Source organism: Paenibacillus sp. NN59 (genome assembly GCF_057597225.1).
Window position 1 is genome coordinate 3,547,506 of the sequence record NZ_CP199678.1, and the last position, 25,053, is coordinate 3,572,558.

The following is a 25,053-nucleotide window of genomic DNA, read 5'->3' on the forward strand; positions in this document are numbered from 1 at the left end:
TGAATTTGAAAAAAACAAATAGATTACAAACGATATTATCGTTTTTGTTAGTAATCAGCTTAGTGTTGAACCCATTTGCAGATATCAAAGTTTTTGCTGATCGAACGGAAGGAGAAAATGTTCAGGAAAACTCATTTAAGAGTATCTCATCTTTTGCTACATTTGATGAACAACAATTAAAAGAAATAGAGTCTTTATTTTCAAAAGATATGCTTTTAGTTGCTGCTTATTACTATTCAGATGTGATTTCTTTATTGGATACCGACTCACTAGTAGTACTATTAGATTTGAGTAAAGAAAAAGTTATTCAAATTATGAATGGATTATCTGAACCCGAAAAACAATTATTATTAAAGTACACACCAGTATCCATGCAAGTGTATAATTTTGAAAAGAATGAGAAAGCAACAACAGCATATTGGAATTCGATTCAAAGTCCTACTGTAGATTTCCCCACAGTAACCAATTCAGTCTACCAAAATAATACTGGAGATGTAAAAGGCGTTGAAGATGCAAAAGACGTCGAAGATACAAAAGACGTCGAAGATACAAAAGATGTTGAAGATACAAAAGATGTTGAAGATACAAAAGATGTTGAAGATACAAAAGATGTTGAAGATACAGAAGACATTGAAGATTCCGTACCTCTGGATTCACAATCATTTATGATGCAATCGTTAGGTTCGTTACCAGATCGATTTACGTTTACAGATCGTAACAGTTCGTTTGTGTATCAAAGTGATACTAACTCAGATGTCAACTCCACTTATAAAACTGCAACGCAAAGCAAAGTCGATTTATACCTAAAAGGAAAAGCCAATTTGGATTTTTCCTTAATCCGTACCTATGATTCTATAAATGCAAAAACGACAAACCCATCGTATGAAGCGACGCAAGTTTGCGATCAAGGGAATAGCGATTTTGATACCACTTCTCCAGCTTCCGATTGCATGGGAAATACAGTAAGTCAGGCAATTGACCAATTGACAAACACCGATTATTATATCGCGACAGGTTGGAGTTTGGCTCTACCTGTCATGCACACAAGTTATATATTTGAGTCCATTCCAATTACTTTTCAACCAGGTATAACTTATGATTCGTATAGTAGGAGTTACAATTACGATCACGGCATTCGTCGATTTTCGCTCGAAGATGGCACCACGTATGAATTTAATTTGAGTTCAGAAGATATGCAAAAGCGTCCGGAAAACTATCCATATGATAATGTTGTTTATCAATTAGATAATGAAGGAAATCATGTATTAACTATAAACGATCAAGTTACGTACGCATTTAATGATGAAGGTGAGATATTATACAAAAAGAATCAATTTGGAGATCGAATTACGTATCATTATTCTAACGATGGTATTCACATTATTGATTCGGTTGGTAAGCACATCGACATTAGAACTAATAACGGAGTCATTGAAGGTTATACAGTAGCCTCATCAAACGGAGATCAATTGTATAAGATGTTGTACAATACGACCCTAATTGATCATACCGCCTCTTTAAGGATAGCCGTACAAGATCAAGTAGACAAATATGAATTGCAAGAAGTTCCGGCTTCATATTATCAACTGAACGCAGTGAAAGATACACTCAATAATCGTACCATTGAATCTTATTCTTATTATTCACCAGATGTGAATTCCCATGCGGATTTCAATTTTGAAGATGATTACTATTATAACTTTGACGAGAATTATAAACCGATCCTTGACCAAGAAGGAGCAGAAGCGAGTCCAATCTTTAATCGTGATCGAGCAACATACGGTGAAATTGAATACCTTCTTTTAAAACAAGTTGAAAATGATCAAGGGTTTAGAACGCATTACAGATATTCTTCCTATGATAAATCTTGGTCCCTTCAAGAAAAATGGAGTGATCAAGCAGAACTTCGCGGAACGATTCGCAACTATCTTGATGCCAATGTATTGACTTACATTGGTTATCATCCAGTCAGCTCGGTTTATTACACCTTTACAGACAACAAAGATAGCTTGAAATTCCTTCAAAAAACGATAAAAGGGAACACGAAGGATGCTCAAGAAGTATGGAATGTTTCGAGAATGGATGAGGAGCTTGCTTACTTCAGACTTTCAAATAGTTCTTTTCGGACTGGGGACAACATCACCACAAAAACAAGCTACAATTATGGTGACTATGTATCAACTACGACAAAACGTTATACTCCGAACACTTATGGAACATTAAAAGAAACTTATACCACGACGGAATACTCAAATATACAAAACGCACTAACACACTCTTTTGGTAACGCTGATACTGACTTTGCAAATACAGAAGTAACATCGACATTTTACAAAGACGGATTCAATCCATCCCTGGTTAAAATGTTTACCGATGGATTGTCTGCAGATCCACGCCCTGATAATGTGAAAAAGGAGCTCTATTGGGGAGATAACACGTCAGTTATAAAAAATTATGCAGCTATGCAATCATTCCAATATGACAGTTACGGCTATCCCAAGAGGGTCGTTGATCTCTTAGGTAATGTAACGTCTTACTTATATAATGGCCCATTCCATCAGGTGAGCTATTCGGAGAAGACGGCTGCAGACACAGACAGTTCAACAAGACAGTCTTTTGATTACAACGCAGATGGTACCGTTTATAAAAGCACCGAGATTAAAGTTTATTCTAATCAAGGAAAAAGTTCGACAGATACACTCGTTACAGAATATCTCGACTACAATGCTGTTCACCAACCCACGCACATCAAACAATCAAGTTCAGGGGATGGATATGGAAAATACCGAGAAAGTAATCAGTACCTTGTTTATGATGATAGTGGCTTACATGTAACGAAGCAAACTGCATATTTAACTTTAAAAGATGGATCATCACCAGAACCGATCAGTTACTTGTATACGTATGATGCCTACGGGCGACAAACATCTATGACATATCCTGATAGCAGTAAAGTCCAGTTTAGTTACGATATTCAAAACCGAGTTATTGGAGAAAAGTATTTACCAGCCGACGGGAGTAAGGCCTTGGATTATACGTACTCATATAACAACGGTAACCGAGAGATTACTGCAACAGAGCCGAGCGGGATTAGTACTGTAACAGCTTATACTCCTTTTGGAGAAGTTGAAACTCAGACAGCTGTCTCCAATGGAAGCACAAGAACATTGGTAGAGAATATCTTTAATAATAGTGGCGTTTTATTAACTTCTACTTTACCTTATGGAGATGAGAAACAGAAAACCATATATAACTATGGTTCTAATGGTGATCTTGCTAAAGAAATTGATCCTGAAGGAAATATTACAAGCTATTCTTATGGTAATACCGTAAAGGAAGCTTCAACAATCCTCCCAAAAAATTCAGTTAAAATTGTGCATCCAAATGGTAAGGTAGAGGCTAAACTCGATACTCTATCCGGACAACCAACAAGGGTTCAAGAAAAAAGTGCAACTAAGAATAGAGAAACCTTATTTACGTTTAACTCGCTAGATCAAAACACGAAAAAAATTGTAAATATGGATGATGGACAGCAGATCACATACTACAGCTACGAGCCAAGTGGCAATCTGGTAGCTATGAAGGATGCTGAGGGAACAAATTATACGTACACGTATGACGTGAGTGGCTTACTTACAAAACAATTCATAAATGGTGAATTACAACAAGAAAGTACTTATAATGAATCCGGCTGGCAGTTATCATCAAAAAAAGTACAAAAAAGTGATACACCCGATCTAAAAGATACAATTAGAGAAAAACACTATGAATATACACCTATTGGGTTACTTGCTAATTATAAAAATGAACTCAATGAGACGCATTCTTTCCATTATAACGGATATGATCAGCCGGAATTAATTGATATTAGAGATGCACAAGATCACACGATTTATAGTGTTAATAAAACGTATGATGCGAACAATCTCATGCTCACCTCGCTGAAATCAAGTAGCGAAAACGAGGCTATTCAATATTCCTATGATACATGGAATCGTTTAAGCTCTCAAACGGTCGGAGGCCATAAGTATCATTTAACTTATAACCAATCCGATCAAATAGAAAGACTAGCTTATCCAGATGGTAAGAGTGTCCAGTATGGATATGATTCTTTAAATCGGATCTCTTCTGTCTCTTATCCAGATATGGGTACGGTAAAGATAAACTATACCATTGGTGAGGATTCCAGTCGTTTAACGACCGAGTTTCCGAATCAACAAAAGCAATCCTTAACACTTAATGCATTTGATGAAGTAGTTTCAAATCAGTTTGACGGTTATAATCAGCAAATTAACTATGACGGATTCAGTAATGTAACTCAGAAACTAACAAATTCTAAAATTACTTCATTTCAATATGATCAACTGAATCGTATACAAATGGAAAAGAGCAATCTAGGAAGTAAAACCTACAGGTATGATGTTAAAGGAAACATAGCATCCACTGAAGAGGATAATCCAGTCATCTTCAAAGAAGGAAGCACTGACTTACAGTATGATGGGCTGAATCAACTGGCTAAGGTAATTACTACGAATGAGCAAGATGTTGAAACCTCGACACGATATACCTATTATGGGGATGGACTCCGTGCAACTAAAACTGTTGAAGACAAGAAGACTCAGTATATTTACTTGAATGACCAAATTATTGAGGAACTAGATGGTCAGGGAAACACTAAGGCGAGAAATATCTGGGGAAACACATTACTATTCCGTGTTAATGGTTCGCAAGGTGGCTATTATTACTACAACGATCATGGGGATGTCGTCGAGATTAAAGATTCGGCTGGAAACAAGCTGAATTCGTATGACTATGACATTTGGGGCAATTTAGTTTCAGAACAAGAAGCGTTCGAGAATTCATTTAAGTACGCGGGAGAAATGTACGATGAAGAAACGGGTTATTATTATTTAAGAGCTCGATATTATGATCCCCATGAAAAACGATTTATTACTGAGGATACGTATGAAGGCGAATTGAACGACCCGTTGACTTTAAATTTGTATTCATACGTAAGCAATAATCCTTTGAAGTATGTGGATCCAAGCGGGCATAGACAAGAGTGGGGTTCAGGCGGAGGTGGTGGCGATGATTTTGGGTTCTGGCAAAAGGAGTGGAATTCATTCAAGCAAGCAAATTCCACTTGGTCTGGAGCGATTGACTATTGGACGATGGGAACCCTCAGCTCATTAAATGAATATTACAGAGTGTCTATGGAAAACCCCTGGTCTGTACAACAATTTATTCAAGCAGGTTATTTAGTCATGGAACTGAATCCTTATGGTAAGGCTACAGCCAAACTGTCTAAAAAAGGCGGGAAATTCATAGATAACGCCATCAGCAAAGCGTGTAATTGCTTTACAGCAGGAACTAAGGTTCAAACAGACGAAGGGGAGAAAAATATCGAAGACATTGAAGTCGGAGATAAGGTTCTCGCTAAGAATGAAGAGACAGGTGAACAGGCTTATAAGGAAGTAGTTCAACTTCATCGAAATGAAAAGGATACAACTTATAAGTTGTCAGTGGGTAATCAAATTATTGAGACGACTGACAATCATCCATTTTGGGTAGATGGCAAGGGATGGGTACTTGCTGTTGACTTGACGGTGAGCGATGAACTAGTTCAAAGTAACGGAAATCATTTAAAGATTGACAATATCGTAATAGTTCATCACGATGAAACAGTAAAGGTATACAACTTTACTGTTGCCGATTTCCATACGTATTTTGTAAGTAGTTTAGGTGTTTGGGTTCACAATATTGATTGTGGTTTTACTTTAAGTAGCAACAATATTCAACACATTGGAAAACATATTGCTAGCGAATTTGCGAATCAGGTACCACATCTTTCGGATAAAGCACTAGCGTCAAAGTTGAATAAAAACTCATTCTTTAACCCTAGTTGGACTAAGCAAGATATCATAACAGGCGTTCAAAACGGTGCAAATGAAGCAATTAGTAAGGGATTCACAAGTGGTTACTATAATTACTCTTATAAAGGCGATACCATTCAACTTTTCTTCAAGGATGGGAATTTTGACACAGCATTTGGTTCACATAAGTTAACTCCAGCTGATTTCGGGAGGTAGTCAAATTTGTTTGAGATAAAATACCGAATTATCGTTGATGTAGATTATTGGGAAAAAATGAACTTAGAGCAAATTGAAAAGGAAGGAGGTATTGAGGGCTTCTTTCAGTTAAACCTACACTCAGAAGAATATGGTTATTACCATAATAGGGAACTGGCTGAGGGTGAAGAGGGTTTTGACATTATTTCAACTTGGTTATCAAATCTATTAGAAGTATGCCTGTTGATAGGTGTTAATAAGTATGTAGCCATAAAGGACACGGAAACTTACAATACATGGCTTGAATTTATCTCTGCAGATAATGACTTACTAGTGAGTGTGGTGCAGTCGGACAGCTTCATTAGTGATTATGTCATTACCAAACCTGTAGAAAATCGTGTTTATCCCGAATGGAGAGACATCAAAGTCAACAAGAAGAAGTTTATCGAAGAAGTAGTTAATAAAACGGAAAATTTTATTACTGACCTATCCCAAATAAACCCTCTCCTAAGTATGAGCCAAAGAATAGTGCAACTGCAATCACTGCTCGAAAAAACAAGCTGGTAGATATTAAGAGACCTTGGGGACGTAAATCCTTTCAAGGTCTTTCTTTTAGTATCGTGGGAATTTGTCGAGGGACAAGAACATATACCCATTGAAGTCGCTAATTTCGCATTTTTTTATTTTATCGGTACAAGTTCTTGTCCCAAGCTAAGGACAAGAACTTGTACCGATTGCCGATTAGATGCGTATCTAAACAATACGCGAATGGACTTAAAACCTTTTTAGCACCACAATACATGAAAATGTTCACATTGTTATGGACAACTGACAAATTAAGAGGGAAGAAACACGCGTGGTTAGGTATTTAATCGGATTGAAACTAGCTGTTGAGGACAAGAACATAGTCCGATTCCCGATTCCCGATTAGTCGTATATCTAAGCGGCGTCTTGCCCTTCAATACATTAAACTAACGGGCAGGATAGTTTAATGTATCGTGTTCAAGTAATTCGAAAACCTAAGTATTATAAGATCAAATACGGCTCGCGAAGCTTATAAAATTTTCTCCATTGCCATCACATCTACAAATCTCCCTTCTAAAACACCTTGATTCTTAAAAACACCTACTTCCCGGTATCCAGCTTTATGATATAAGCTCTGACCTAGCGTATTAAATGGAAAGGTGAAAAGAACAAACTTATAAAAGTTATTCTGCTTACCGATTTCCTCTAATTTCTCAAGCAACTGTTTTCCGACACCTTTGCCACGATGATCACGATGAATATAAATGGAGAGGTTACCGACACCGTCATACGCGCTTCTTGAGCTATACGAATTGATAGAAGCCCATCCGACCACTTGATCATTCTGTTCGGCTATAAGTACCGAGTAACGTCCCTGGTGCTTGTTAAACCATTCAGACATGTAAGCTTCATCTTTTATATCTGTTTCTAGCGTGGCAATACGATCTTCAATACCTTGGTTATAGATAGTTAGAATGCTTCCCAGATTCACTTCGGTAGCATGCCGCAGAATTATCATGTTGATCGCTCCTACGTTTTGGTTTGTATATGTTTATATATCATAATGTTATTAAAAATGGGAAGGGGATAGAAAATAACATTTGCACATTGCAAATAATAAAGGTATAACTATAACAAGAGGTGAGGTAATTGGAAAACAACGTAAGAGAGATGTTTCAGATCATGACACGGCGTTTTGGATTATTGGATAAAAACTGCTGCACCGCAGGAGGGCTTGATATTTCGCTTGTTCAAAGTCATATCATTTATGAAATTGATCGAAAGCATAATCCATCCATTCAGCAGGTGGCAGATGCACTCTCCATTGACATCACGACGTTTAGCCGCCAGGTTCAAAGTCTCGTAAAGTTAGGTTTGGTTCAAAAAACGCCCTTACCTGAAGATCGAAGGATTTACATACTATCTTTGACTACACAAGGTAAGTTTGTTGCTACGGTTATTGATGAGCAGATGAATGATTATTTAAAAGAAGTCTTTTCGCATATGTCTGAGTTTGAACGGGATATGGTCATCAACGCCGTCAAACTGCTAAACGAAAGTATGGCGAAATCCAGCGTTTGCTGTACACCACTGGGATAATAAATAATTATCCCATTTATTTAATGAAATACTTGCAAAATGCAAATAATTATGAGGAGGAAACTAAGATGGTTAAACATATCCCTGTAAACCAAGTGAGCTGCTGCGAAGCACCAGTGCAAGAGAAGGGCAACTTACCTGTTGCGATCATTGGAGCTGGACCGGTTGGTCTTGCGGCAGCAGCACAACTCATTTCAAAAGGTGAGCCGTTTATGTTGTTTGAAGCTGGAGATGAAGTGGGGGCAAACATTAGAAAATGGGAACATGTACGACTGTTCTCGCCATGGCAGTATAACATCGATAAAGCTGCCAAAGAGTTGCTGCTAAAGACGAATTGGGTTGCTCCACAAAACGAAAAGATCCCAACGGGTAAGGAGATTGTTGAGCATTATCTAAAACCTTTGGCTGCGCTGCCTGAATTAAGTCCAAATGTGCATTTGAATACGAAAGTTACCGCGATCAGTCGTAAAGGGTTGAGTAAAGTGAAAACAAATGGGCGTGAGAAACTGCCTTTTGTGATTCATGTTGAACAAAACGGATCTTCGTTTATCTATGAAGCGCGGGCTGTTATCGATGCCACGGGGACATGGTCCAATCCTAACCCGCTTCGTTCAGACGGTATATTTTCAGAAGAGGAAAAAGCGCTTAAAAGTCACATTTCTTATAGTATTCCTGCGGTATTAGCAAAAGAGAGAAATCGGTATAGCGGCAAGAAGGTGCTTGTTGTTGGAAGCGGACATTCTGCAATCAACACTTTGCTTGAACTTGCCCAGCTTCAAAAAGAGGAGCCGGGAACTGAGATCGTTTGGGCTATTCGCAAAGCAAATATTGAGGATGTTTATGGAGGACGAGAACTGGATGGACTTCAGGCCAGAGGTGAACTGGGTGCTCGTATCCAAAAGGTGGTTGAATCCGGTGCAATAAAGGTCCTGACAGCATTTCATATTGAAAAACTTCAAAAACAAGGTGAACAGATTCAGGTTTCCGGAACCATTAAAGATGAACAAGTGGTTATTGATCACATCAATGAAATTGTAGGTAACACAGGTTCTCGCCCTGACTTATCGATGGTTCGAGAAGTACGGGTATTAACGGACCCAAGCTTAGAATGTGTTTATGAACTTGCGCCATTAATTGATCCCAACATCCACAGCTGCGGAACAGTTCGACCACATGGAGAAAAAGAACTCCGTCAACCAGAAAAGGACTTTTATATCGTAGGTGCCAAAAGTTATGGAAGAGCACCAACCTTCCTCATGGCAACGGGATATGAGCAAGTCAGATCCATTGTAGCTGCTCTAGTGGGAGATATGGAGTCAGCACAAAAAGTAGAACTGGTACTGCCGGAGACGGGTGTTTGCAGTCTTGGTGCTAGTAGCACGGAAAGATGCTGTGAACCGGTTCAAGTGAAGGAAGCATCTTCGGATTGTTCCTCTCCTGCAAAAACGGAAAAGGCAGGATCAAATTCCTGCTGCGGATAATCAAGAATTCAGAGCTACTGCATCCGAATGGTGATGTAGTAGCTTTTTATAGAAGGAGGAAGAACATTGAAAAACATGATATATGATTGCATCGTTATTGGTGCTGGTCAATCCGGTCTGGCAGCAGCATACTACTTACAGGAAGCTAAACGTAACTTTATCATCCTTGAAAAAAGTAAAGAGTATTTAGGATCATAGGCAAATTACTACGATAGCTTAACCTTGTTCTCGCCTGCACCGTATTCCTCATTGCCAGGACTCCCATTCCCAGGAGGTGCAAATGTTTATCCGCGTAGAGATGAGGTTGTTCAATACTTAAAGTCTTATGCAGCTGCATACAATTTCCCAATACACTCAGGGCGAGAAGTAATCAAAGTGGATAAGGAAAGTAATATCTATATAGTCCATACCTCAAGGGGAGAACAGTTTCGTACACGGTCCATCATTTGTGCAAGCGGGGCATTCGTAAATCCTCATATTCCAGACATTCCTGGCATGCATGAATTTAGGGGGGAGATACTTCATGCCAAGGACTACCGAAATGAGAAAGAGTTTAAAAACAAACGGATCATTGTTGTGGGAGGAGGCAATTCGGCGATCCAAATAGCGGTTGAACTTGCTAGGACCGCACATGTAACGATTGCATCCAGAAGCCCGATCAAATTCAAGCCGCAGGTCATTGCAGGGAAAGATATTCACTTTTGGCTAACCATACTTAGGCTTGATCAATCCAATTGGGGTAAACGGTTATTGCAACAAAGCAGTGATGGTTTCCTTGATACTGGTATATATAAAAATGCTATTGATCAAGGTAAGCCTGATGCCAAACTGATGTTTAAAGCTTTTACGGAAAATGGGATAGTGTGGGCAGATGAGACTCTTGAAAATGTGGATACCGTTATTTTTGCCACAGGGTATATTCCTAATTTCGAATATCTTAGTGGTTTGAATGTTCTTGATTCGTCAGGTGTACCTTTAAAACAAACCGATGAAAATATTCATTTTGTAGGTATACCGTGGCAGACTTCATTTGCTTCAGCGACGATTCGAGGCTCAGCGAAAGATGCGAAAAAAGCAGTACAATCGCTTGGGAAAAGATTGTGAGTTATCGGATCTCAGGAGGATATTATAATTGGTGATTATAAATATTCTCGAGGTGACTATAATGAAGGGCGCACTTTTGTATACAGCAGCACAACTTAATGAGGCAATCTTAAAACAATGGCATGTAGTGAGATATCAGCATGATGAATTATTAGATCAAGGTGGAGCCATTGAGTATCAAACGAAAGATATAGTTAAAATGAAAGACGGTCAATATTTTATGAAGTCAACATGTGAATTTTTAGTTCAGAGTAAAGTCGGCAATCTTTTTCGCCGACTTTTTTGGTGTATTTAAACCCTTTATATTCGTCATTGCTTATATAAGTAATTCATTATATGATTATATCATTAAATGAAGCCGACAAGACTAATCACAGGAGGTGTACATATGGAACAAAGAATTCAGCAGATGGCTGAGGCGTATAAGTTATTAGCTGATAAAACGCGGTTGACCATCGTTGCATTACTTCAGGAACAGGAACTTTGTGTCTGTGATATCACTGACATTATTGGCATGTCACAACCAAACGCCAGTCAGCATCTTCGAAAACTAAAGGCAGCCGGTCTACTAAATGAAAAGAAAAGAGGGCAGTGGGTGTACTACTCTCTTAATCCAGATGCAGAAGCATATGTTCAGTGTGTGTATCCGTATCTGCCATCCATGAAAGATAAAATAGCAGGATTGAACAACTGCTGCGGTCCTCAGGAGGAAGCATGACTATTATCGCGATTTTAATCTTTTTACTTACACTGACTTTTGTGATCTGGCAACCCAAGGGACTTAATATTGGATGGTCAGCGTCAGCTGGAGCTGTCCTTGCTCTTCTTTTTGGAGTTGTGAGTCTATCCGATGTAGGTACGGTCACAGGAATCGTATGGAACGCCACGCTTGCTTTCGTAGCTATTATCTTAATTTCGCTAATCTTAGATGAAATCGGATTTTTTGAATGGGCTGCACTGCACATGGCAAGGCTGGCAAGAGGTAATGGCAAGCTGATGTTCGTTTATGTGGTGCTGCTTGGAGCAGCAGTGGCAGCGTTCTTTGCAAATGACGGTGCCGCACTGATATTAACACCCATTGTGCTTGCCATGGTCCGAGCGCTCAAATTTGATCAAAAGATGATTTTACCTTTTATCATCGCAAGTGGTTTTATTGCAGATACAACTTCACTTCCGCTCGTCGTTAGTAACCTCGTCAATATCGTTTCTGCGGATTACTTCGGTATTGGTTTTGTGGAGTATGCAAGTCGTATGATTGTTCCGAATTTCTTTTCAATATTAGCGAGTCTTCTGGTCTTATTCTTGTTCTTTAGAAAGAGTATTCCAGGCAACTACGAAGTCAGTCAGCTCAAAAAACCAGCTGAAGCGATCAAGGACAAGAAACTGTTCAACGTATCTTGGGTGATTTTAGCCGTGCTACTGGTGGCGTACTTGATGAGCGAGTTCATTCAAGTTCCGGTGTCTGTTATCGCTGGGGTTATAGCCATCTTGTTTATTTTAGCTGCAAGGCGGAGTCACGCTATTCAAACCTGGAAGCTCATTAAAGGGGCTCCATGGGCAGTCGTGATTTTCTCTATTGGTATGTACGTCGTCGTTTATGGACTGCGAAATGTGGGATTGACGGATGAACTTGGTAAGGTAATTCAAGCTATTGCCGACCAGGGACTCTACATCTCCACACTTGGCATGGGCTTTCTAGCTGCCGTATTGTCATCGGTTATGAACAATATGCCGACGGTGATGATTGATGCGCTTGCTATTGACGGAACCAGCACGGAAGGTGTCATTCGGGAATCGCTGATTTACGCCAATATTATCGGCAGTGACTTGGGTCCCAAAATTACACCGATCGGATCGCTCGCCACACTTTTGTGGATACATGTACTGTCCCGTAAGGATGTAAAAATCACATGGAGAAGTTATTTCAAAATTGGAATTGTGCTCACCATCCCAACGCTCTTTATCACGTTAACAGGACTGTATCTGTGGCTATACCTGATTCATTCAACAAATATAAACGTTTGGTTAATAATTGCCGTAATCACAGTAGCATTGGTTGTTATTGCTATGGTCATAAAAACGTTGGCTAATTCAAAAATGAGGGAAGCCAAAATACAAGTAAACCATATCAAGGATAAAGGAGATCAATAATCATGAACAACAAACCACTTGTTTACTTTTTGTGTACAGGAAACTCTTGCAGAAGCCAAATCGCCGATGGATTTTTAAAGGCACTTGGTAGTGACAAATATGAGGTGAGAAGTGCTGGATTAGAGGCGCATGGCTTAAATCCTCGTGCTGTTCAAACGATGAAAGAAGCTGGAATCGATATTTCGAATCATACATCGGATGTGATTGATCCTGAGATTTTAAAACAAGCAGACTACATCATCACGCTTTGTGGTCATGCTAACGATAATTGTCCCGTTGTACGTAATGACAAAGCTGAAAGATGGCACTGGGGCTTCGATGATCCAGCCAAGGCGACAGGTACAGAGGAAGAAATCACAGCTACATTCGCTGAGGTTCGTGATTCAATTAAAGCTCGTATCGAGCAATTCTTGAAAGAAGGTAAGTAAAATGGATTACGCCGAAAAGAAATACCATGCACTTATCGCTGAACGAGTTTTTATGGGCGGAGCTGCTGACGTAAAGGCAATGGTTCTTAACGAAGGTATAGAAGTCGTGGTGGATCTTCGAGAAGAAGCAACAGAGTGCGCGTATCCAACAGATCAGGTGAAGTGGATAAAGGTTCCGCTTGATGACGATACGAAAGAATATGAAGCCAAACTTTTTAAACAAGCCATTCATGAGGTTGTTGGAGCATATAATGCCGGTAAGAAGGTCGCCTTTCATTGTGGTGGAGGCAAGGGCAGAACGGGGACTGTTGCAGCTGGCACTCTGTTAGAGCTAGGGTTAGCCAATACAATAGAGGATGCTGAACTGAAGGCAAAAGGCATTAGAAGTATCATTAATATTAAGCCAATTCAAAAGGAATTATTAAATAAACTATTCTGAAACAAGGTTTTTAATCGTTAAGCTAACGGGAAAAGGTAGCACAATAAAATTAGAAGAAAAGCAGCTGATCAATGTGATTGGCTGCTTTTTGTCGAGAGACAAGAACATGTTCCCATTGAAGTCGCTATTTTTAGCGGCTTATTTATTTTATCGGTACAAGTTCTTGTCCCGAGCCAAGGACAAGCACTTGTACCGATTGCCGAAATGGAAAAGAACATGTTCCCATTATCGATTAGATATATATCTAATTGTAGTTTACAGCTTCTTCATTATACTAACGGGCAGAAAGTTGCGATATGTGCTATTATTAATGGGGTAGATAAGGACCAGTGATCTAGGTTAGAATAATGATTGATTGTACTTGGTATCGCCTGAAGAAATTGTATTAGTTGAAATAAAGTATATTTCTAAAAACGAGCTGATGATTTAAGTCCCAACGGGTTACTATTTTTTGCTACAAAAGTTCGTTTGGCTTCGGCGGACATCCTTCCGCAATACATATCCGAAAATATGAAAGTGAATAGAAATTAGCTCAGGACCCCGGTGAAGCAGGGGTCTTTTATTTGTTGCGCACTTGATTGGCCGGCCAAATCGCAGATAAAATCACAGCGGTTGAATTTTTTTATTGCAAATCAAACTTTTTGAACAACTCGCCCGTCTTGCTTCCGTAAGGCAATTGCAATTGATGGTTACCCGCGCGGGCCCAAAGGAGTGTCTGATTACATGAAAGTCAGCCGGAAGCTGGAGAAGCTTCTAATCCAATGCATCACCGAAAACCAGGAAAGGGCGTATCGACTGGCTTATAGCTATGTCCGCAACAAAGAGGATGCCCTCGACATCGTACAGGATGCCATCCACAAAGCGTTCATGTCCATCGAAAACCTGAAGAATACGGGTTCATTAAATAGCTGGTTTTTTCGGATCATTGTGACAACGTCCCTGGATTTCATACGAAAACAGAAAAAAGTCCAAATCATGGACGATGAAAAACTGGAGGTTGTGCTACCAAGCAGCCAAGACCATTATGCCGATCTGGATCTGGCAAGATCACTGGATGAGCTGCCGGACAAATACCGGATCTTGATTATCCTCCGCTTTTTTGAAGATATGAAGATCGAAGAAATTGCCGAAGTGTTTAACGAGAATCTCAATACCGTGAAAACAAGGCTCTATCAAGGACTGCAGAAGCTTCGGGTGAACATGAGCGAGGAAGATCAAGAGAGGAGAGAGGATAATGGATGACAAGCTGAATAGGATGAAGCAGGAGTATGAGTCCATTCCTATTCCCGATGAATTAAATGAGATGGTGAACAGAACGATCGCCTCCCGGCGAACAAAAATAAAGGCCATGCCCTGGCTCGTAAGCGCTGCGGCTGCCTGCATCCTGCTGTCTGTCGGCGTAAACGCCAGCCCGACCTTCGCCAAGGCGCTGTCTGAAGTGCCGGTGCTCGGGCAGATTGTCAAGGTGATTACCATTCGGGAATATGCCGAACAGAACGAAAACAACGATGTGCATCTTAAAACGCCCGGCATTGCCAGCACCGGCAATCTTGAACTGGAACAGTCCCTGAATACCAAATATTTAGAGGAGAACAAGAAGCTGTACGAGGGCTTCAAGGATGAAGTGTCCCAGCTGGAAAAAGGCGGGGGCGGGCATCTCGGGCTGGAAAGCGGCTATAAAGTCGTCACCGATACGGATCGGCTGCTGACCCTCTCTCGTTATGTCGTCGAATCAGCCGGATCCTCCGCCGAATCCCGCAAATACGATACGATCGATAAAGTCAACCAGATCGTCATCATGCTGCCGAGCCTTTTCAGCGATGACCGCTATATTCAAGTGATCAGCGACAATATTAAAGAGCAAATGCGTCAGCAGATGAAGGACGACCCAAGCAAGGTTTACTGGGTTCAGCAGCCGGGGACCGAGGCGGATATGCCGGAGGATGATCTGTTCCACAGCATCGCGAAGGACCAGAATTTCTATATTAATCAGGACGGCAAGCTGGTCATCAGCTTTAATGAATATGACGTAGCGCCTGGCTACATGGGCGTTGTCGAGTTTACGATTCCGACGGAGGCGATCCAGGACTTGCTCGTCAGCAACAAGTATGTCCAATAAGAGCCGTTTTGCACCGCGCAATCGCTCCTTAGCGCACTGCGCGGGGGCGCATTTCGGGAATCAACTACATGAGCCCCACGAAAGAGAGCAGGAAATCGCCTCGGGCGAGTCCGGCTCGGTAATGATTCGAATGTAACAAATACTGTACGACTAAATCATTTTTTAATCACCAGGAGGTAATTACAATGAAAACGATGCAATATACAACAAAATGGACTAAAACCTTAGCCGTAGCCAGCTTGGCAGGCATTCTGATGGTATCCGCTTCCGGGCTTTCTTCCGCACATGTCTATGCACAGGCCCAGCCCGCTTCCGGCAACGGACAGATTATGGCTCCTGCGCTTGCCGCGAAGTTGGTGTCAAGCAAGAAACTCCACTCATCTGAGAAATGGCTGAAGACGGATATCACCATTCCCGTATTCAAAGGACTCGCCGACACCAAATATCAGGATCAGCTGAACGATATCATTGAATCCCATGCCTCCAAGGATCTTGCAAAATGGGAAAAGGAGGCCGCTAAAGCAGCCAACTTGGCCAAAAAGAATGGCTACACCATGCATCCCTACCAGCTGTTGATCCAATATGATCTAACATCGGACGGCTCGGACAACGGCCTGGTCTCCCTTAAAATCACCACGGAGGGGACCGGCATGAACAATCCGGAGACGCTTGTCGACACGTACAACTTCACGAATGAAGCCGAGGCGAAGCGCGTAACGCTTGAAGACCTGTTCGGCAGTAAGTACTCATCCATTCTGGATGCGCATATTCAATCCGCAATCGCTGCAGACCAAGATCTTTATTTTAAAGGGGAGAACGGGTTTCAGGGCGTAGATCTCGAGCAGAGCTTTTACGTCAAGGACGGCCATGCATACATCGTGTTCCAAAAATACAGCATCGCTCCGGGATCGACCGGCACGCCGGAATTTGCCGTGAAGCTCCCGGATCAGAAAGACATACACGGAGCGGTCCAATCGATCATTCCTTCCAGCCAGCATTACATCGGCAAAGACGGCAAGCTAATGGTGCCTTTAGCCAGCGTGCTGCGCCAGCTGAATTTCGACGTTACCTGGAATGGCAAACGCAAAGCCGCCGACATTTCCAAAGGAGCCCTCTGGAGCTCCATCAGCTTGAACAAGGACAGCTACTTTCTTGGAAAAAAAGCTCCCCGCAAGCTCGGTGCGGCACCGGAAATGAAAAATGGATCCGTCTACGTGCCGCTTGAGTTCCTGTCCGATATTCTGAATTTGAAGGTCATCCAAGACAAGCACGGTCAGATCACAATCTCCCATGCAGGAAATTAAAAAGTACGCTTTTCCTCCTTTTCTGCACGCCCTCATATTCGATTACAGCAAAAGACCGCCCGCAATCATTTGCGCCAGCGGTCTTTTTTCTTGGCCTTAAGGCATGTAAAGAGGGTAAAACAGTTTCGTATAAAACTGTATCGGACAAATCAAAAGAAATAGATCCAGATGGGTTAGGTATACATCAAAATACAATCCGAATCAATCAAATCTATCGGCAGCCTTTTGTGCGGCGACACAAAACAGCTTAAATAAAATGATCGAAAACAGTATATCTTTATATAAATATAATTAAGCAGACCTATGTCGCGCTGTACTTCGGAAGCGAAAAGGACCCCGTACTCGTGTGGAAAAAAGGAATGGAACTGCCGCCTGCGAGCGCGGAAGTCGAAGCTCATTTCGCACAGGACACCTATTGAACTAACGGGAAACGTTAGCTCAGCAGTTAAAGCGTTAGAGAAACAACGAAAAGGATAGAAACGACAATTTTAAGAAATCAGCTAATCCAGCGCGACTCTTTTGCGTGTTTGAATCGTGTTTTCTCGTGGAGAGAAAAAAACTTGCGAAAGAACTTGGCACTCATCACTAATATTGATTCTAAAACCAAAATGCAGCAGATGTCTTTAAAGGCCTCAGAGGTGAAAAGACATCCTAGCAAACAAACGTAAAAAAAAAACATGCCTTCATAAACTGTTAAGAATTGCTCTCTATAATACGAACTGTAAGCATCAAAACAAATTATTAGGAGGGTAATAATATGAAAAAAAAGCATTTGAAGTGGGTTGGGTTAACAGCATTATCACTTGTAATAGTAGGTGGGATATTACCAACGGTAGGGGCGACTGGTGTGGCTAAGGTTAGTAAAGTTACGGAAGTAAATGGGACAGTGACTACTGAAAATGGGGAGAATAAAGTATATGTAGAGAGTGAATTTGCTACTCTAAAAAGAGTTGTATTGACACAATCTGAAGCTTTCATGAACTTCAATTTTAACGATTTGCCAGAAGAAAAAGAAGTTAAAGACGTAAATGAGAAAGACATGCCTATGATGGATATGGATCCAGCCGATTTACAGAAAAAGTGGGAGAAAGAGCGTGAAGAACTTAAAAAGGTTCTTGAAAAATACGGGGTTGAGGTTCAACGTCCACGCCTCTTAACTGAAAAGGAAAAAGAATTGGGATACGTGAAAGATGGGATTACAGGTGGAGAAGGAGTAACCAATTTTTTTGTTAGGGATCCGTTCTTTACCATAGGGAATCATCTGATTGAGGGTTCATTTAAATCCGCTTACCGGAGACTTGAAGTTTTACCAGTGAGAAGTATTCTGGATAAGGAAGCGGCCCAAAATAAGATTCCACATGTAGCTGTACCACAACCGGACGTTTCTAAAGGAATTAACTCTGAAACGGGTCCTTACCTTGAAGGTGGAGACATCCTGGTGTATGGAAAGACTGTATTCGTGGGCAATTCTGGTCAAGCTTCAAACCAAGCTGGCATTGATTGGCTCAGAAACTACTTGACACCATCAGGTTATAAGGTCGTTGAGGTGAAGCTTGAGCCGGGCACGTTGCACTTGGATTGTGCGATCAGTTTTGTAAGGGATGGATTAATGATTGTTAGCATGGATTCGTTAGCTAATGGGCTTCCGGAAGAACTTAAAAATTGGGATAAAATCGAAGTGAGTTATAAAGATGCTAAAGATTTGGCGGTAAATGGATTGCCGATTAGTAGCAAAGTATATGTTACGGATATCGCATACAAAAATACAATTGGAAAAGAGCTGGAGAAAAGAGGAATCAAAGTAGAGTATATTGATTACGAAATTTCCCGCTCTTTCGGCGGAGCCTTCCGTTGCAGTACCCAGCCATTGCTTCGCTCGGATAGCTAATAGTAAAATTAAGTATGAGGTGAACTATGACAGGCCGGATTTTAGTGGTGGAAGATGATAAGGATATTCGTGATCTGCTACATTTGTCTCTTGTTCGTGAAGGTTACGAAGTAACAACAGCTAATGATGGGGAACAGGGACTGGATATAATAAATGAATCATTTGATTTGGTTATTCTGGATGTTATGATGCCTGGAATAAACGGATTGGAGACATGTATAAGAATCAGAGAAAGATACAATGTTCCTATTCTTTTTTTAACTGCTAAATCCGGAACTTTGGACAAAACGGAAGGATTGCTTGCTGGTGGAGATGACTATTTAACTAAACCTTTTTCTGAACAGGAATTTCTGGCAAGAGTTATTGCTCTGATGCGCAGGTACACGATTTATCAAGATAAAAAGGATTATGGCGAAACTTTCCTTATCGGAGGACGCTTAAAAGTAAGTGAGCAATTTAATGATGTATATAAAGGTAATCAGAAGATTGAACTTTCCGATCTGGAGTATGGGATTCTAAAACTGTTGATGACCAGAAGAAACAAAATTTTTACTGCTCAAAATATTTATGAAAGCATTTGGAAGGAACCTTACTTCTACAGTTCAAATAATACGGTAGTCGTACACATCCGAAAATTACGTATGAAGATTGAAGAAGATCCTGCAAAGCCAGCATATATCTTAACAGAATGGGGAAGAGGTTACCGTTTTGGCCAAGTATAAACTTACTATTACTAAAAAGCTGACAATATTAATCATTTTTGCTCTGACCGTAAGTGTTCTTTTTTTCCTACTTATACAGTTGGCAAGCAATCGGGTTATGGATTATTATTATACTTCAGACGAGCGTTTAAAGGCCGAATCTCAAGTTTACGTTCAAAAATTTTCAAAATATGTTTCAGCAAACGATCTGTCGACGACAGATCGTATTGCGTTTTCAGATTGGATTAAAAGTCAGAAGAGTAATATAGTTTTATACGTATTCCAGAACCAGGTGCTTCAATATGACTCTTTGTATTTTAGTGATGACGAAAAAGCCTATGGAAGTCAACCTGAAACTGAATATGATCGTCGAAACTCTTACCCGGTACAATTTAAGAATGGGACAGGTAACGTTTCGATCTATGGATATTATTTTTCCCACTATTATAATTTGGCGTACATGATTGAAATATTGTTATCCACAATATTGTTTATGAGCATTGTGTTGTTTGGTATACGTAGAGGGATCAAGTACCTACGCATAATTAATAATGAAATTCATATCCTTGAAGGCGGTTCATTAGACTATCCTATGACCATAAAAGGGTATGATGAATTTGCGATGATTGCTGAAAGCATTGAGGAACTACGAAAAGCATTTTTAAACAGATTAGAGAGGATAGACCATTTACAAAAAGAGAGTCGAAATCTTGCAACCGAAATGTCTCATGATATACGCACGCCATTGACATCTCTAATCATGTACCTGGAGTTTGCTCGCAATTCACCAGAAAATTTAGGTATAGAGACAAGGGAGCAAATTGAGAGCGCGTATCACAAGGCTCTCCAACTTAAGAAGCGTACGGATAATCTTTTCTTATATTTTTTATTGGATAAAGAGAAGGAGGCCGACTTAGAAACCATTTCAGTTCGGGAATCAATTTATGATGTTTTGTCAGATATTACAGCTGTACTTAGATCGGAAGGTTTTCAGGTGCTTGTAAACACTGGTCCTACAGATGTGATGATCACTGTGGATATGGATAATATTGGGCGTGTGTTTGATAATTTATTATCAAACATAATGAAATATGCAGATCAAGAACAAAAAATCAAATTATTAACATATACAGAAGAGAATCACTTTGTGATTTGTGTAGAAAACAAATTAAAAATAAATAATGAATCAGTGGAAAGTTATAAATTGGGTGAAAAAATCATATACAAAATTATGAATCGGATGGTAGGACAATTCTCTTCATCTCGAGATCACGAGAATTACAAAATTATGTTGAAATTTAAAATAAATCAAACCTATTTACGCAGAGAATAAGAAACCCGTATAGCAAAAAGGATAAGATTTCTCGACAATCTGGGAGTTCATACTTGAACTCTGCTTTTTATATGTGGGATTGCACCTTTATCACACGGGAAACGATAACTCAGTGAAACGATAGCGGTATAAAAACTAGAAAGCAGCCGATCAAAAATAATCGGCTGCTTTTTTATTAAATTCAGTGGAAGGAACTTCATTCTTCTACAATAGGTAGATTCACTTGTTGCATTAAGGCGGCGGTATTCCCAAATTCATCTTTACTTAGTGCAATGATAGTCAATGTTTCGGCTTTAAACGGACCTTCTTTTTGATATCTGTCAATGGGAATGGATGCAGACCATTTTTCATTTCCGCCGGAGAGTGTTGCCTTAATACCATTGGCATAAACTCTCGTGCTATCAATCTGACTTTGATCCTGGGAGGTTCCCCGAATGGATAGTTTATTGCCGATTAATTTGGCAGTAAGGGTCATATCCGGAATATCTTTATCCTTTCGTTTGTCCGCAGGTATTGCGGTTTGCGCAGAATAACGTAAAGTTTCATCAGATAAGGCAGGAGTACGGGTCGCGATAGTCCGATTGTGCGTGGCTTGTTCATAATCGTATGCATAACGCAGGAGGTCGTTGTCTGTGTATGCCGCCCCTATAAAAGTCAGGTTGACGGGCATACCGGTATCTTTCATAGTACCCATGCTAACCGAGACACTAGGGATACCTAAATGTCTTAACATATGATTGGTATTTGAAAAATAATTTCCGTTTGCCCAAGCTTCGTCATATGAAGTTGGATTCACGTCTGCATCAGCTTTACCTATGTCTGCATTTGCCGGAAAGACAACAAAATCTAGGTTGTTCGATGTCATCCAGTCTTCAAAGTCAACTTTTCGAGCCTTCTCCAATCCTTTCATAGCACTTTCAAACCCAGGGAGCTCGGATACTGGACGTACGCCTTCTTTAATGGTATCAATCGTAGCTTTGTAATTTGCATTTTCCCGGTCTCTTGCTTCATCTACAGATCCAGGAGGATTAGGAAACACCGTTTTCGGATCAACCTCGGTCCAGGAAGGATAGTTCGGGTCTCCAACTCCTTTCAAAAACTCTTCCGCAAGATATGGGTTAAGATAGCCCCATTCTTGCTCTGCCCATCCTGCAGGGACGAAACCTCGTTCAACCATCGTTTGAGAGGTCACCCTGTCATTTTCATAGTTGGATTGCACCGGAAAATCTACCTCTACAACCTCTGCGCCTTGTGCGCGCAAATCCTCCGCAGCTTGTTCCCATAATTCCAGGATGGAAGGGCGGATTTTGATGGGACGAGTGCCGCCAAAATCTTTGCCGATATACATTTTGGGAACGCCAATGCGTTTGCCAGATAGAGCTTGAGTATCTTTTAATTGTAAAAATGACTCCGGTCGAAGACTCGCGACGGTTGGTAGTTGTACTGCTTTTTGATCACGCCAAAAATCGCCTTGGGTTATAGGATCATCGACCTGAATAACGTCCAAAACGCGAAGCATGTCCTCTACAGTCCGTGTATGAGGCACGACCACATCCCTGACGGGGAAAAGAGGCCAGTTACCGCGAATGGACAACATTCCCCGGGACGGTGTATATGCGACTAGCCCATTGTTGGACGCAGGGGATCGACCAGAAGACACCGTTTCTTCTCCCATACCAAATGCGGCAAAATTCGCTGCAGTAGATGTAGCTGATCCGTTTGAAGATCCGGAAAACCATGCGGCAGTTAAATAATTCGCATTGTAAGGACTTTCCGCTCTGCCATAAACGCCTCGTTGCATTCCACCTGCTGCCATAGGAGGCATATTAGTTTTACCGATGAGTACACCACCAGACTTTCTTATTTGCTGAACAGTAAATGCGTCTTCGTTTGCGGTCAGATTAGCAAAAGCAGGAGAACCCGAAGCAACGGTCATGCCCTTGACCTTGTAACTGTCCTTAACTGTATAAGGAATGCCATGAAGTGGACCAAGTTTTTGGCCTTCGGAACGTAACCTGTCTGCCTCCAATGCCTCATCAAGTACGTTTTTATTCAGAACAGGGATCGAATTAAGTTTAATTCCGTTTAGGTCATAAGTGTAAATCCGATTCAAATAAAGGACGGTCAGTTCAGTACTGGACAAGGCACCCGCATCCATAGCTTGTTGCATTTCCTCTATCGTTGCCTCTTCGAGTTCAAATACTTTTATAGAAGTATGCGTACCGGAGGCATACGATACACTTACGCCTGCTGACATAAATAGCATTGAGCTCGCCAGAGCCAGGGCCAACAAGTTTTTACTCCGTAATGTTAATCCCTTTTTTCGTACAGAATTATTTTTATTCATTTTTTTATTGGCTTCAACCATTCATATTCATCCCCTAAGAAGATTATGGACCTGCTTCAGCTCCCTTAGTCAAACAACGGCATTTGCTGCGTAATACAGTGGATTCCACCACCCCAGAAGTTAACTGCCAGAGGGTTTAGTTGAGCAATGGTATAACCGGGGAAAGCATCCTGCAGAACTTTTTTAAAATCCTCATCTAGTTTTTTCACATGATCTGGCATTCCGGGTTTCCAGTATTTCGGGGCGACTACAGTATTATTGGAAATTATAAAATTCATATAACTTACTGCAGGTACTTGGTATACTGTTTCGCCAGGTTTTATGCCATGCAACGTGTATCGTTCATCTTTCTTTGTCACCTTGCTGGCTTTCCAAAACAGAGACAAATCTGGATTTTCGACCCGAATGACTGTAAACGGTTTTCCGTTAGCATCTGTTGAATTCTCAAGTGTTTCAGCCACTTCCTCATATACCAGGTAGTCAGCTTTGGCAATCGCATGGCTCTTGGCTGTTGGTTTTGGGTAAGACGCTACTAATACAGTATTGGGGCTAACAAACCGGGCAACTTCATCGATATGTCCATTGGCACCACCGCCAAAGTAGTTGCCAATCAATGGTTGGTTATCTGGTGTTCTACGGTCTTGAACGGGACTGCGTTCAAGCCAAACGACTTTTTTCTGACCGTACATGCGCAGATATTCTGACTCAATCTGTGCTAAGCTCTTGCCGGGATTGCGCTGAAGAGCGGTATCCTTAAAGGTGAGAAGCACACCTTCTCCATTCACTTCGAGCCCTCCGCCTTCAGCGACGTAAGATGACTTGATTGTTTCGATGCCCAATTTTTTTGCCATATATTTGTCTACGCCGCCGCGTTCCAAAGAGTATGCCGTACGTGTTGTATCAACACCATAATTGTTCCAGTTGAAGTCGGCAATCATCGCGGAGCCATCATCTTTTTTCAAGAAGAGAGGGCCTGGGTCGCGAATGAAAATATTAGCTCCTTTGTAAATATGAAATTTAATCTTTTTCGTGTCGACCTTGTATTCTTTCAAAAACCTAGAGGCTTCATTTAACGTTTTTTTATCTTTGACAACTAAGTCAACTCGGGTACTCGGTAGTAACGCCTGAATAATTTCCGTTGAGACAATATTTTGTTCGGGAGATCCGGACCATGCAAGCCAGACGGATTGCTGTTTCTCCCACTCAGCCGGATACGTGTATCCATATTTGCTCACATAGGATGAGTTGGATACTGTTTCTTGCTGGCTCGTTATGGCTTCTGCGTATGTGGTACCAGTGCTCGTCAAAGGAACCGATAGCAGCCCTGCTGACAAAATAAGTATTGCAATTTTGTGGTTGTACTTGCTCATGTAAGTAACCCCTCCTGAAAGTAGATGTGCATTACATTGTGGGCAGCAAGTGCCTGCTAAGCTGTAATGTTAGGGTTATTATAATGGATTGATTTGTAACTTCTGTGTCATGAAATCTACTTCGTTTAAATCGTTCAAATGATATTAATTAGATTTTATGACGTTTTTTATGCGAAAATCGAATGGGTTATGTGTT

At 40.8% G+C, this 25,053-nt stretch carries 19 protein-coding genes and 1 pseudogene; 17 read left to right on the plus strand and 3 right to left on the minus strand.

The features are described from left to right. The first annotated feature begins 5 nt into the window (after positions 1 to 5). Together ACT89M_RS15570 and ACT89M_RS15575 are read left to right on the plus strand one after the other, a co-directional pair. Positions 6 to 6,089 (plus strand): polymorphic toxin-type HINT domain-containing protein, encoded by a 6,084-nt coding sequence (locus ACT89M_RS15570; protein ID WP_487344739.1) that lies wholly within the window; start codon positions 6 to 8, stop codon positions 6,087 to 6,089. A 6-nt stretch (positions 6,090 to 6,095) separates the two neighbouring features. Then, entirely contained in the window at positions 6,096 to 6,635 is a 540-nt protein-coding gene (locus ACT89M_RS15575) for a hypothetical protein (RefSeq protein WP_154891867.1), read from the plus strand. 487 nt (positions 6,636 to 7,122) lie between these two features. Here ACT89M_RS15575 and ACT89M_RS15580 read toward each other — a convergent pair whose 3' ends face one another. Further along, positions 7,123 to 7,617: an arsinothricin resistance N-acetyltransferase ArsN1 family A gene (locus ACT89M_RS15580; RefSeq protein ID WP_308722008.1), complete on the minus strand. Its 495-nt coding sequence runs from the start codon at positions 7,615 to 7,617 to the stop codon at positions 7,123 to 7,125. 146 nt (positions 7,618 to 7,763) lie between these two features. On the opposite strand from ACT89M_RS15580, the gene ACT89M_RS15585 reads away from it, so the two are divergent. The 15 genes and pseudogenes from ACT89M_RS15585 (at position 7,764) to ACT89M_RS15655 (ending at position 21,140) form a co-directional block, all read left to right on the plus strand. Further along, positions 7,764 to 8,192, plus strand: a complete 429-nt coding sequence (locus ACT89M_RS15585) for a MarR family winged helix-turn-helix transcriptional regulator (RefSeq protein ID WP_029881702.1) — start codon at positions 7,764 to 7,766, stop codon at positions 8,190 to 8,192. Positions 8,193 to 8,260: 68 nt separating this feature from the next. Then, positions 8,261 to 9,673 (plus strand): NAD(P)-binding domain-containing protein, encoded by a 1,413-nt coding sequence (locus ACT89M_RS15590; protein WP_308721730.1) that lies wholly within the window; start codon positions 8,261 to 8,263, stop codon positions 9,671 to 9,673. Between the two features lie 75 nt (positions 9,674 to 9,748). Then, positions 9,749 to 9,871, plus strand: coding sequence for an NAD(P)-binding protein (locus ACT89M_RS15595; RefSeq protein ID WP_308722007.1), 123 nt, complete (start codon positions 9,749 to 9,751; stop codon positions 9,869 to 9,871). Positions 9,872 to 9,892: 21 nt separating this feature from the next. Beyond that, a pseudogene (locus ACT89M_RS15600) lies at positions 9,893 to 10,777 on the plus strand (flavin-containing monooxygenase); the annotation flags it as partial. A gap of 28 nt (positions 10,778 to 10,805) precedes the next feature. Then, positions 10,806 to 11,072, plus strand: coding sequence for a hypothetical protein (locus ACT89M_RS15605; protein ID WP_308721729.1), 267 nt, complete (start codon positions 10,806 to 10,808; stop codon positions 11,070 to 11,072). 93 nt (positions 11,073 to 11,165) lie between these two features. Beyond that, complete coding sequence (locus ACT89M_RS15610; RefSeq protein ID WP_154891865.1) at positions 11,166 to 11,495, plus strand: ArsR/SmtB family transcription factor; 330 nt, start codon at positions 11,166 to 11,168, stop codon at positions 11,493 to 11,495. Continuing rightward, positions 11,492 to 12,928 carry an arsenic transporter gene (locus ACT89M_RS15615; protein WP_154891864.1) on the plus strand — a complete coding sequence of 479 codons (1,437 nt, stop codon included), beginning with the start codon at positions 11,492 to 11,494 and terminating at the stop codon, positions 12,926 to 12,928. The genes ACT89M_RS15610 and ACT89M_RS15615 overlap by 4 nt, the downstream gene beginning before the upstream one ends. Before the next feature lie 2 nt (positions 12,929 to 12,930). Further along, entirely contained in the window at positions 12,931 to 13,356 is a 426-nt protein-coding gene (arsC, locus tag ACT89M_RS15620; protein ID WP_024634603.1) for an arsenate reductase (thioredoxin), read from the plus strand. Between the two features lies 1 nt (position 13,357). Further along, entirely contained in the window at positions 13,358 to 13,795 is a 438-nt protein-coding gene (locus tag ACT89M_RS15625) for a protein-tyrosine phosphatase family protein (RefSeq protein ID WP_154891863.1), read from the plus strand. Positions 13,796 to 14,518: 723 nt separating this feature from the next. Continuing rightward, on the plus strand, positions 14,519 to 15,037 hold the full coding sequence (sigV, locus tag ACT89M_RS15630) for an RNA polymerase sigma factor SigV (protein ID WP_154891862.1): 519 nt from the start codon (positions 14,519 to 14,521) through the stop codon (positions 15,035 to 15,037). Further along, positions 15,030 to 15,914 carry an anti-sigma-V factor RsiV gene (gene rsiV, locus ACT89M_RS15635; RefSeq protein ID WP_154891861.1) on the plus strand — a complete coding sequence of 295 codons (885 nt, stop codon included), beginning with the start codon at positions 15,030 to 15,032 and terminating at the stop codon, positions 15,912 to 15,914. Before sigV ends, rsiV begins: the two co-directional genes overlap by 8 nt. Before the next feature lie 185 nt (positions 15,915 to 16,099). Continuing rightward, on the plus strand, positions 16,100 to 17,218 hold the full coding sequence (locus tag ACT89M_RS15640; RefSeq protein ID WP_308721728.1) for a stalk domain-containing protein: 1,119 nt from the start codon (positions 16,100 to 16,102) through the stop codon (positions 17,216 to 17,218). Positions 17,219 to 17,975: 757 nt separating this feature from the next. Next, on the plus strand, positions 17,976 to 19,106 hold the full coding sequence (locus ACT89M_RS15645) for a dimethylarginine dimethylaminohydrolase family protein (protein WP_154891859.1): 1,131 nt from the start codon (positions 17,976 to 17,978) through the stop codon (positions 19,104 to 19,106). A gap of 26 nt (positions 19,107 to 19,132) precedes the next feature. Further along, entirely contained in the window at positions 19,133 to 19,828 is a 696-nt protein-coding gene (locus ACT89M_RS15650; protein WP_154891858.1) for a response regulator transcription factor, read from the plus strand. Then, positions 19,815 to 21,140, plus strand: a complete 1,326-nt coding sequence (locus ACT89M_RS15655; protein WP_154891857.1) for a sensor histidine kinase — start codon at positions 19,815 to 19,817, stop codon at positions 21,138 to 21,140. The genes ACT89M_RS15650 and ACT89M_RS15655 overlap by 14 nt, the downstream gene beginning before the upstream one ends. Positions 21,141 to 21,336: 196 nt before the next feature. On the opposite strand, the gene ACT89M_RS15660 is transcribed toward ACT89M_RS15655, so the two are convergent. Together ACT89M_RS15660 and ACT89M_RS15665 are read right to left on the minus strand one after the other, a co-directional pair. After that, entirely contained in the window at positions 21,337 to 23,508 is a 2,172-nt protein-coding gene (locus ACT89M_RS15660) for an amidase (protein WP_261769641.1), read from the minus strand. Between the two features lie 44 nt (positions 23,509 to 23,552). Then, on the minus strand, positions 23,553 to 24,857 hold the full coding sequence (locus ACT89M_RS15665) for an agmatine deiminase family protein (RefSeq protein ID WP_154891856.1): 1,305 nt from the start codon (positions 24,855 to 24,857) through the stop codon (positions 23,553 to 23,555). Between the last annotated feature and the right edge of the window lie 196 nt (positions 24,858 to 25,053).

Bases quoted from the DNA above. Each gene is read 5' to 3' on its own strand.
- ACT89M_RS15660 (WP_261769641.1), bottom strand. From the start codon at position 23,508: ATGGTTGAAGCCAATAAAAAAATGAATAAAAATAATTCTGTACGAAAA.
- ACT89M_RS15625 (WP_154891863.1), top strand. From the start codon at position 13,358: ATGGATTACGCCGAAAAGAAATACCATGCACTTATCGCTGAACGAGTT.
- ACT89M_RS15585 (WP_029881702.1), top strand. From the start codon at position 7,764: ATGTTTCAGATCATGACACGGCGTTTTGGATTATTGGATAAAAACTGC.
- ACT89M_RS15610 (WP_154891865.1), top strand. From the start codon at position 11,166: ATGGAACAAAGAATTCAGCAGATGGCTGAGGCGTATAAGTTATTAGCT.
- ACT89M_RS15650 (WP_154891858.1), top strand. From the start codon at position 19,133: ATGACAGGCCGGATTTTAGTGGTGGAAGATGATAAGGATATTCGTGAT.
- ACT89M_RS15590 (WP_308721730.1), top strand. From the start codon at position 8,261: ATGGTTAAACATATCCCTGTAAACCAAGTGAGCTGCTGCGAAGCACCA.
- rsiV (WP_154891861.1), top strand. From the start codon at position 15,030: ATGGATGACAAGCTGAATAGGATGAAGCAGGAGTATGAGTCCATTCCT.
- ACT89M_RS15640 (WP_308721728.1), top strand. From the start codon at position 16,100: ATGAAAACGATGCAATATACAACAAAATGGACTAAAACCTTAGCCGTA.
- arsC (WP_024634603.1), top strand. From the start codon at position 12,931: ATGAACAACAAACCACTTGTTTACTTTTTGTGTACAGGAAACTCTTGC.
- ACT89M_RS15595 (WP_308722007.1), top strand. From the start codon at position 9,749: ATGATATATGATTGCATCGTTATTGGTGCTGGTCAATCCGGTCTGGCA.
- ACT89M_RS15665 (WP_154891856.1), bottom strand. From the start codon at position 24,857: ATGAGCAAGTACAACCACAAAATTGCAATACTTATTTTGTCAGCAGGG.
- ACT89M_RS15645 (WP_154891859.1), top strand. From the start codon at position 17,976: ATGAAAAAAAAGCATTTGAAGTGGGTTGGGTTAACAGCATTATCACTT.
- sigV (WP_154891862.1), top strand. From the start codon at position 14,519: ATGAAAGTCAGCCGGAAGCTGGAGAAGCTTCTAATCCAATGCATCACC.
- ACT89M_RS15615 (WP_154891864.1), top strand. From the start codon at position 11,492: ATGACTATTATCGCGATTTTAATCTTTTTACTTACACTGACTTTTGTG.